At 25.8% G+C, this 10,028-nt stretch carries 11 protein-coding genes; 5 read left to right on the forward strand and 6 right to left on the reverse strand.

What is annotated here, in order from left to right:
* Positions 1-121 precede the first annotated feature (121 nt).
* The gene (locus UDIV_RS01240; RefSeq protein ID WP_038102185.1) at positions 122-574 is read right to left on the reverse strand and encodes a hypothetical protein; all 453 of its coding nucleotides are present in this window, start codon (positions 572-574) and stop codon (positions 122-124) included.
* 5 nt (positions 575-579) lie between these two features.
* A complete protein-coding gene (locus UDIV_RS01245; RefSeq protein WP_038102187.1) occupies positions 580-2,010 on the reverse strand; it encodes a hypothetical protein in 1,431 nt (476 codons plus the stop codon).
* Positions 2,011-2,291: 281 nt separating this feature from the next.
* On the opposite strand from UDIV_RS01245, the gene UDIV_RS01250 reads away from it, so the two are divergent.
* The 3 genes from UDIV_RS01250 to UDIV_RS01260 are packed head-to-tail and all read left to right on the forward strand — an operon-like array spanning position 2,292 to position 3,999.
* The gene (locus UDIV_RS01250) at positions 2,292-2,798 is read left to right on the forward strand and encodes a hypothetical protein (protein ID WP_156021861.1); all 507 of its coding nucleotides are present in this window, start codon (positions 2,292-2,294) and stop codon (positions 2,796-2,798) included.
* Positions 2,799-2,836: 38 nt separating this feature from the next.
* Entirely contained in the window at positions 2,837-3,295 is a 459-nt protein-coding gene (locus UDIV_RS01255) for an HIT family protein (protein WP_038102195.1), read from the forward strand.
* Between the two features lie 2 nt (positions 3,296-3,297).
* Positions 3,298-3,999 (forward strand): hypothetical protein, encoded by a 702-nt coding sequence (locus UDIV_RS01260; RefSeq protein WP_038102199.1) that lies wholly within the window; start codon positions 3,298-3,300, stop codon positions 3,997-3,999.
* Here the strand turns inward: UDIV_RS01260 and hemW are convergent.
* Both hemW and UDIV_RS01270 read right to left on the reverse strand, forming a co-directional pair.
* Positions 3,996-5,072 (reverse strand): radical SAM family heme chaperone HemW, encoded by a 1,077-nt coding sequence (hemW, locus tag UDIV_RS01265; protein ID WP_231428076.1) that lies wholly within the window; start codon positions 5,070-5,072, stop codon positions 3,996-3,998. The genes UDIV_RS01260 and hemW overlap by 4 nt on opposite strands.
* A 5-nt stretch (positions 5,073-5,077) precedes the next feature.
* Complete coding sequence (locus tag UDIV_RS01270; RefSeq protein WP_038102200.1) at positions 5,078-5,293, reverse strand: hypothetical protein; 216 nt, start codon at positions 5,291-5,293, stop codon at positions 5,078-5,080.
* A 160-nt stretch (positions 5,294-5,453) separates the two neighbouring features.
* Between UDIV_RS01270 and UDIV_RS01275 the strand changes: the two genes are divergently transcribed.
* Complete coding sequence (locus UDIV_RS01275) at positions 5,454-6,041, forward strand: hypothetical protein (protein WP_051749389.1); 588 nt, start codon at positions 5,454-5,456, stop codon at positions 6,039-6,041.
* Positions 6,042-6,046: 5 nt separating this feature from the next.
* Positions 6,047-7,171, forward strand: coding sequence for a nicotinate phosphoribosyltransferase (locus UDIV_RS01280; RefSeq protein ID WP_038102208.1), 1,125 nt, complete (start codon positions 6,047-6,049; stop codon positions 7,169-7,171).
* 138 nt (positions 7,172-7,309) lie between these two features.
* On the opposite strand, the gene UDIV_RS01285 is transcribed toward UDIV_RS01280, so the two are convergent.
* Complete coding sequence (locus UDIV_RS01285; RefSeq protein WP_038102211.1) at positions 7,310-8,863, reverse strand: hypothetical protein; 1,554 nt, start codon at positions 8,861-8,863, stop codon at positions 7,310-7,312.
* A 286-nt stretch (positions 8,864-9,149) separates the two neighbouring features.
* On the reverse strand, positions 9,150-10,028 hold an 879-nt coding region (locus UDIV_RS04490), incomplete at its 5' end, for a hypothetical protein (protein WP_038102215.1).

Genomic DNA, 10,028 nt, shown 5'->3' on the forward strand with positions numbered 1-10,028 from the left:
ATGTCTTGCATCTTTATATTCTTGTTTATATTTGTGGATTAGTTCATTAGCTTGATCAATATCAATTACATTAAATACAAAAGCTAAGAACTTAGATTTGTTGATTTCAAAAATAGCTGAGCTATTGCTTTTGATTGTTTGATATTTCATTTTGATCTAATTCTTTTTGTTTTAAGTTAACTTTTCGTTGTTCTTCAATTGTTTTTATTAATTGATCATAATCAAGTTTTTTGATTTGCCAATGAAATAGATTAACAATTTTAAGATGGTGTTTGAATTGTTGTAGGTTAATAAATAAAATAACATTAGTTATGTGCCAATGTAATTTAGACATTGCTTTACGCATTAATAAAACAATAACTAAAAAAGTAATTAAACCAAGACCAATTAAAATAGCTGGGATAGCAATACTATAGTTGGGGATCATTTTGTTTTGAGATAAAACACCAAATAAAATAAGAATACAAACTAAAACAAAAAGAGTAAGACTACTAATTTTAATGTACTTATAAACAATCGGCTTTGGGTAAGCTTGAATTTGTTGAACTTGTTGTTGGTATGAATTTGTACGCATGTGGGTTATTGAGATGATGAAGTTGATGCTTTAACTGAGAAGATTAGTGGGTCTTTTGTCGGATCTTTGTTGTCCTTTGTTTCTTTATTTTCAAAGTTAACATCTTTTGTCCCAAATCAAACAATCTTATATTCTTTATGTTCTAATTTATCAAATGTAACATTAATGTGTCTATTAGGAACTTCATCAACCTTTACTTGTTTCTCAATTGCTTTAGCTTCATCTACTTTTCCATTTATAACTGGTGCAATTCTAACCATTACTGTCCCATGGTAATCAACTAAAGCTTCTGGATCTCTAAAAATAAGATTTAGAGTAACACCATTTTCAATACGTTCTATATTAAAACCTTGATTAAAATGATATGTAGGAACTTCTTTCTTAATAAAGAAGCTATATTCAACTTTTGGTTTAAAAATAACATTAGTAGGTTTGTTTTTTAGGTTAAGGTTCTTTACTAGATATTTTCTATTCTTTTGTAGAACTCTATAAAAGTTACCTTCAAACACTAAATCCTTTAAGTTTTCAGCTAATTTAGCATTTAAAATAATTGGTTTTGGTCTTTTAAGAGTAGTATCAATTAATTCTAGTGTGAACTCATTATCTTTTTCTAATTTGTATTTAGTCGTATCTAATTCAACCGTGATTTTGTATTTGTTTTTATCATCACCATTTTCTTCTTTCACAAACTCTAAAACATTATTAGGATCAGTTGCTTTTATAGAATACTGAACATTAGTTATTAATTTGTCAGTTTCTAAAGCTAAAGCTTCAGTTTTTTCATATGTCTTTATGTTTAGTTTCTTAAATTTAGTAGAATTATTTAATGCTACTTCTTTAGATTCTTCGCTATCTTCTTTATCATAAATTTTTAAACCAGTTAATAGATACTCTTGTTTAGGATCAAGATTAGAGAAAATAAATTCTACTTTATTATCAGTAACTTTTGTTTTAGCTGAAACAACATTGATTGAATCATTACTACTTACTAATGATGTTAATGTAGCAACAGCGTATTTATCATTTGCATTTTCAATTTCTAATCCTAATTTAAATTTTGTTTCATCTTCAAAATCTTCACTAATTTGAGCTGCACTATTAAGTGTAGCTACAATTGGAAGTTCTTCTTTTTTGTTTTCAGGTTCTTTAGGTTCAGACTTTGGTTTCTCTTCGTTTTTTTGATTAGGTTGTAGTTCAATGATTTGTGGATTTTCTTTTTTAAGTTCTGTTTTAGAGTTATCTTTTTTTGTTAAATCCATCATCTTATCATTATTATTAAGTTGGGGGTTAACATTTTTTTGTTCTTCTTTAAGAACTGTTATTGGCTGATCTTTTTGGTTTTTAGTTGCTCCTAGTCCTGCTCCTAAACCAACTGCTAAAGTGACTGTAATACCAAGTGCTGCACTTAATGCTATAATAATCTTCTTTTGTTTCATTTTAATCCTTTAAATTCATTTATAACATAGTTCTTAGATATAATAATTTACTATAATATTTAAATTAATGCAATATAATATGATTTAAAAATAATTTATTTATATTTGTATATTATAGATAAATTAGACTTTAAACTATATCAATTAGTATAAAATATTAATATTATTGTTTTTTAGGAGGTCTTATTTTGTTTGATAAAACTCTAAAAACAAACCGAAAGATGATATCTTTACAGATTGCTCTATTGTTCTTTACAATAGTGTGAGCATGCTTTATTGTTATGTACTTTTTAACTGGTAGTATTGTTACATCTGGTAATATCGGGATTCGTGCAATTGCAGTATTACTTGGAACAGATCCAAACCAAGCTGATTTTAAAAAACATCTTCCTGAGTTAGCTCAAATTGGTATTTTCTTAGAAAAAGCAATTTTAAACTCGCTTGCTAATAATGAAAAACAACTAGCATTATTAAATTTAATTGCAGTTGGTGGGATCATAGGAGCTGGTATTTTCTGCTTCTTTATAGGATTTGCTAACTTCGTTAAGGTTTGTGTAATGATTTCGCAAGTCAAAGAATATAATAGATCAGCAAAAATTGCAAGATTAGACAATAAAAGAAATGTAGTAATCTTGATAATGAGCTTTTTATGATTCATTGTTTTAATCAATGTAATCTTAATGCTTGCATTAAGTGTTAGTTGAAAAGTAACTACAAAGAAAATGATTAGTGAACATAATAAAATACAAACTGAACAGTTTAATAACAAAACTAACTATATGTACTAAATCATTTCATAAAATAAAAAATAAATAGGTAATTTAAGATGGTTGATTGTATTTTTTGTAAGGTATGAAATAAAGAAATACCAAGTCAAATCGTAGATGAAAATGAACACGCATTTGCGATTTTAGACATTAATCCAGTTAGTGATGGACACTTATTAATTATCCCTAAGAAACATTATCGAAACTTTGGATTAACAGATCCAGATGTATTAGCTGGTATGATGCGTTTAGCTAAGAACTTAACATTTGTTTTAGAAGAAACATTTGATGATATTTCTGGTTTTAATTACTTAATGAACACAAACCCAAGTGCAGGGCAAGTTGTTTTTCATACTCATTTACATATTATCCCTAAGTATGAAAAAGACCTTGGGTTTGTTTATTCTGCTAAAAAAGAAGAAAATACACTTGAACCAGTTGATAAGGTTTATAAAAAACTAAATACTAAATTACAGAAAATGAAGAAATCACGTTTAAGCAAACACTATATGGTTTAAATATGAATCCAGTTATTGATTTAGAAACACTACTTAAAAAACTAAAACCATTACTTAAAGATTTTTATGATGGTTATATGAAATCATTTATTTTAGCTATTGATGATCCTAAGATCCATGAACAAAACAAAACTAATTTAATTGATAATATTAACCAATTTAAAACAGTTATTAATAGTTTAGATAAAAAACTATTAAGTTTTCAATATCCTTATTTAAACAATGAACTTAAAGCATTATTAAATAATAAGAACATTGATCAACTCTCTTTATATCAACTCTATTATTTAAATAATTTAATCTTTATATTGATTCCTCATATTCTTCATAACTACTATTTAGACCAACAAGCTAATCCATTTAAAAAACTAGCTAAATTATTAGCTGTTAATTGTTTAAAACTATTTAAAGAATGAGATCAAACTGAAAACAAAAGTCTTGAACAACTAAGACTTAAAACAGTTCAACCAAACTCAAACCAAGAATATCATAATCTAATCCCATATCAACAACTTAAAACTACATATGAACAAATGAAACAACTATATAATCATTTCATTTTAGTTACTTGAGAACCAAAACAAGTAAGAGTTGTTTATAATACTTCTTTTTTATATTACTATTCTTGATTAATTGCTTTATTTGCTGTTTTAGTAATTATTGCTTTAGGAATTGGAATTTGAGCAATTACAGCTCAAAGCTAAAAAAGATCTAAAATGCTGTTGTGTAATAAATTAATATCATCAACCACTAAGTGGTTGTTTTTTGTTATACTAACAGCTTTTAATTTATCTTTAAACATTTTATAAGCATTATTAAATTTATCGATATTTAAATCAAGTCCATTCACTAATCTTAAGCCCATCATTAAGATTTGTTGATTGACTTCATAATCAGTTAATTGATTAGTGATTAATTTTGGATCTTGTAATGGTTTATCAAAATAGTATTGAATCTTGTTTTCAAAACCATGAGCACCATATCCAATTCCAATCCAATCATTACTTAATCAATAAGCCATATTGTGTTTACAACAATAGTTAGGATCAATTGTTCAATTAGCTACTTCATATCTTAAATAATTTATTTCACTAAATCGTTTAATGATATATTCCATTTGATCAGCTTCTTGTTCTTCATCTAAAATTAACCCTAATTTTTTCATTAATGATCCAGACTTAATTTCTAAAGCATAAAATGAAACATGGGGAATTTGATATTTTAAAATAAATTTAAAAACATCTTCTACATCATCTAATGTTAAATGATGTAAAGCATAAATAAAATCACACGAAACATTATAAATATCATTCTGATGTAATAAATCAACAGCAATTGCTACATCTTCTATTGTATGGATACGATTGATTTGTTTAAGAATCTGATTATTAGTTGATTGTACTCCTAAACTGATCCGATTAACTTTATATTTCTTAAACAAATCAATTTGGTTTTGATTAATTAAATCTGGATTACACTCAATACTAAATTCACAATCATCATTTGCATAAACAGAGATCAGACTCAACAACTTTTCAAGTTCAGCATCAGTTAAGCAATTAGGTGTTCCCCCGCCTAAGAAAATAGTATCAAACTGTTTAAATTTAAACTTTTTAGTTCACTTTTCTAAATCATTAAAATACCCATCCACTAATGGTTGGGTATGTTCATTTTTAAGAATCCTTTTAAAGTCACAATAAGTACATATGTGATTACAAAAAGGAACATGGACATATAAGTGCTTGGTATTAGTACTAAAAATTAATTGATGATTCATCACACTTATGCATTAACTTCAAGACTATATAAATAAGTAATAACATATACTAATAATACAATTACACAAGCACAACAAAAAGTAAGTAAGACACTAATTACAATTCTTCAAGTTCTTGGTAATTTCTTATGTTTCTTAACTTTATTTCGCTCTTGTTCTTGTTCATCAAAAACAACTGTTTTAGTAACTCTTAGTCTTGGGTTAATGTCTTTTTTAGTCATTATTATTCCTTATTTTAGAATTAATTTAATTTTTGCTTTTTATTTCGGTTTTGAAATAGTTATAATTTATAAATATCACACTAAACCTAAAAAGGATTTAGTTAGTAATAATATTATACATTATATAATATATTGATCGATTTTGAAGGAGCATTTTTAAATGCGAAATATTAGAGCAAACGAAAATAAAACAGTTGTGAAGCTTTTAAATATCAATGATAAAGGGATGAAGATATTAAATATCCTTATAGTAGCCTTTGCTTTTGGTTTATTCGCTTGTGCGATTATTGGTAGTTTTGATGCAAAAGCAACTAAGTATGCAATTGGAATTGGAGTTGGGTTAGTACAATTCATTGTATTAGGTTTATTAATTTATCGAGTTATTGTAGTTCATTACCAAAACAAGTGAAGTAAAAAAGAAATTATTTGACAAGGGATCTTATTTGGTTTATGGTTCTTTGGTTTTATTTGATGAATGTGAGCAACTGCAGCAACTACTCAAGCCTATGAACAAATCGTTCTTTTTTATGATTTAAACAAAGCTAAAAACCCAAATTATTCATTAATTGTAATGACAGGAGTTCCTTTTGAACTCTTCAAATCATTAGTTTTAAGTCTATGATTTATTGTTATTAAAACAGCAATGTTATTATTTGCTTCTACATTCTATAACATGATGTTTAATAGTAAAATGATTGCTGAAAATGCTAAAAAAGCCAACAAAATGGCTGATCCAAACCATAAATAAAACATATGTCCAGACACAAACCTATATCTTTAACCCAAAACATTGATTTTATTTTTGATAATAAAATAGTTGATCATCATTACACAAATTTTGCAACCATAACTAGTTGTAATATCACTAAGCAATATCTACCAGACCATAATGTATTAATGCAATTTAGTAATAATACTAAAAGTAATATTATGGTTTGTGGAACTGCTGAAGTATTAGCTTTATTAGAGTTTTCAATCCACAAAAAACAACTAAAACAGCTCAAGATCAAATATGTTCCTGATGGAACAGTTATTAAAAGTAAAGATGCTTTATTTTCAATTGAAGGATCTTATGAAGACTTTGGTTGGTTAGAAAATTTAATTAGCTCAATCCTAGCTAAAAGAAGTTCAACAGCAACAAATTGTTATAACATCTTATGCGAACTAAACGAAAGCCAAGATCTTATTATTAATGATAGTTGCTCAGTTGATTATAGTTTACAAGCTTATGATGGATATGCAGCTGCGGTTGCTGGTGCTTATTTATTTACTACTAAAGCTCAAGTTCAATTTCTAAAAGATATGGATCATTCTTTTGAATTTGTTGATTATATTCCAAACAATATGATTCAACAATATAATGGTGATCTTAAATTAGTAATTGAAACTTATTTAGCTAACAAGAAAACTAATAACTTAATAGTTAGTTTAAATTACAATAACAATGTAATTAATGATTTAGAAAACATCAGAGAACATCTAACTAATTTATATGCTATTAGTTTAGATTTAAGTGATGATCTAATTGATGAAAGCTTAATTGCTACTTTTGGTAACATTAGAAACTTTGATCTAAATGGTGTTAACCACCATTTAGTCCAACATGTTCGTAAATGATTAGATGAAAATGATGCAGAACACATCAAAATTATTATTCAATCTAATAATATAAGCTTAGAAGATATTAAACGTAATAAACGAAACAATATAGCTGTTGATATTTATGCACTAACATCTAACCTAAATGATGATTGAGTAGAAATAGGCTCTGATTTAGTAGCATTTGATCAAGTTGCTCAAGCACCTGCAGGTAAAAAACTAGCTAAAAACCAGGATGATTTAGTTGCTTATAAGTTCACTAGTTGATGAAGTTTTTAAAGTAGTTTAGTTTAATAATTAATATTGATTTATAGACAAAAATAAGTAGGTTTGTTGCCTACTTATTTTTGTTATATGATTATTGATTAATATGTTTTGTTAGATTGTTATACTAATATTTGTTAATGTTGAAATCTTTTATTTATTTCAAGGTAATGAGTCTCAATCAGTTTTTGGTTTTTTATATCAAGTTTCATAATCAGTTTTTTTAGTTTTCAGTTTGAGTTTGTATTGTTCGATATCGTCTAATTGATCTACTTCAAAAAAGAAAGCTACATAAAATCCTCAAATTGCAGTTGGCTCACTATTTGGTCTTTTAATTATTTCTTTTGTACTAGAAAATTTAGGTAAATAATTATATTCTAGTTCTACATTTATAGTTTTTGTTTTAGGATCAACATCATACTTTTTAGCTATATAAGTGTTATAGTAATCATTGTTATAATAACTATGTTCTTCTTCTAATAATAAAGCTACTAAAGTCTTTTTATTAAAATCAGTTTTAATATTTTTGTCTAATGAATCAAAACCGATTTTTGTAGCTAATTCTTCTTTATTGTTAATAAATATAATTTTGTTAGTAGCATCTTCATGATTATTATCTAAAGCTCTAGCACTAATTATCTTGTGGTGTATATTTTTTTCATTTTCAAAATGACGAGAAAATTGAGCATATATTGGTTTATTATCAGTTGTTAAATAATTAACTCCATCTTTAAAAACTAATCGTTCTTTGTTTTTATCATTTGTGAATGGATTCCAGTTTAAATTAGTTTTATATTTAACTGATAGTATTTTATTAGTAATTGAATCATCTAATGGGATAGATGTGTATTTAGTTCGCTTTCTTTCATCTTCATCTAAATATACACCATCTTCGTATTCTAATTTAACAATTTTATATTGATCATAAACTGAGTAAATACCATCAAAGATGAAGTCTTGTGTTGGGCTTTTGATTTTAGTTTCTAAAGAATAGAACTCTTCATTAGTATTTAAATTTTGAATAACTAATTTTGCTTCTTTATCTTTTCATTTTGATAAGTTATTAAGTCGTAGTTTGAATTCGTTGTAGAAGTATTCAATAATTTTTGCATTGGCTGATAGTTTGATATCAGATAGTTTGCTAAAAACAGATAAGTCTTCTTTTTCATTAGTGATTTGATAATCACTTGATTTTGAATCATTGTTAAGATCATCATAAATAAGTACTTTTTTGATGATATATTCATTATCATCTTCTAAGTTTTCAAAAGCAACTAAAACTGATCCATCATTAGTTATTTTTGTTTTATTTGAAGTAATTAAAACATTTTGATCATCAGCTTTTTGGAGCTGAATTTGAACATATTTATTTTTGTATAATGAATTCAATCCAAAGCTTAATAAGTATTTATTATCCTTTAGTTCTAGATAGTTATTTAAGTTATTTAGTAAAATTGCATTTGGCTGTGACAAGAAAGATGTTGTTATTGGTTGAGCTGGTTTTAGTGCTACAAGTGGTTGAGTTTGTTTAACTACTGTAGGATCAGTTATCTTTATATTTTCTTCAAGTAATGATTTTTTAGGGGTACTTTTTGTAGATGGGTTTTTATTTTCTTGAGTACAAGAAGCCACTAATAAAGGAATAGTTAAAGATGAACCAATTAACCCAATTAAAATAGCTCGTTTAATTATTAATCTTTTGTTCATAAAATTAATTAGATCCGTTTCTATTAGTAGTTAATCTTACAATTAAATACTAAATTAGAGATAATAACAAAAACAATCTAAAAAGTTCTGTTTAGCTAATTATAACACGACTATAAATTAAGGTGGTTTTTGCATATAGTTAGTTCTTTATAGGTTTTATAAATAGTTGAAGACACTAATTTTTTCACAATCACTTTTATATTCAAAAACTAGGCTTATGAAAATAAAAACACAACTATGACTAAACATAATTGTGTTTGGTTTTAGTTATCAATATATGATTAGCTTACTCATTTCAAGGTAATGAGTCCCAATCAGTTTTTGGTTTTTTAGACCAAGTTTCATAATCGGTTTTTTTAGTATCGATTTTTAACTTATATTCTTCAATATTTTCTAATTTATCTATTTCAAAAAAGAATGCTACATAAAAATCTCAAATTGCATCTGGTTCAATATCTGGTCTTTTAATTATTTCTTTTGTAGTAGAAAATCTAGGAATGTAATTATATTCTAGTTCTACGTTTATAGTTTTTGTTTTAGGATCAACATCATACTTTTTAGCTATAAAAGTGTTATAGTAATCGCGCTCATAATAACTATGTTCTTCTTTTAATAATAATGCTACTAAAGTCTTTTTATTAAAATCAGTTTTAATATTTTTCTCTATTGAATCATGTCCTATTTTTGTAGCTAACTCTTCTTTGCTGTTTATAAATATAATTTTGTTAGTAGGATCTTCATAATTATTATCTAAACCTCTAGAACTAATTATCTTACCGAATAGATTTTGTTCATTTTTAAAATGAGTTGGAAAATGAGCATATATTGGTTTGTTATCAGTTGTTAAATAATTAATTCCGTATTTAAAAACTAATCGTTCTTTATCTTTGTCATTTGTGAATGGATTTCAATTTAAATTAGTTTTATATTTAACTGATAAAGTTTGATTAGTAATTGAATCATCTAATGGAATAGATGTGAATTTAGTTAATGTTATTTTTCTCTCATCTAAATATACACCATCTTCGTATTCTAATTTAACAATTTTATATTGATCATAAACTGAGTAAATACCATCAAAGATGAAATCTTGATTTAAGCTTTTGATCTTGGTTCTTAAAGAATAGAACTTTTCATTAGTGTTTAAATTTTGAATAACTGTAGT

This window comes from Ureaplasma diversum NCTC 246, assembly GCF_000731915.1.
In the GTDB taxonomy this organism is placed as follows: Bacteria; Bacillota_I; Bacilli_A; order Mycoplasmatales; family Mycoplasmoidaceae; genus Ureaplasma; species Ureaplasma diversum.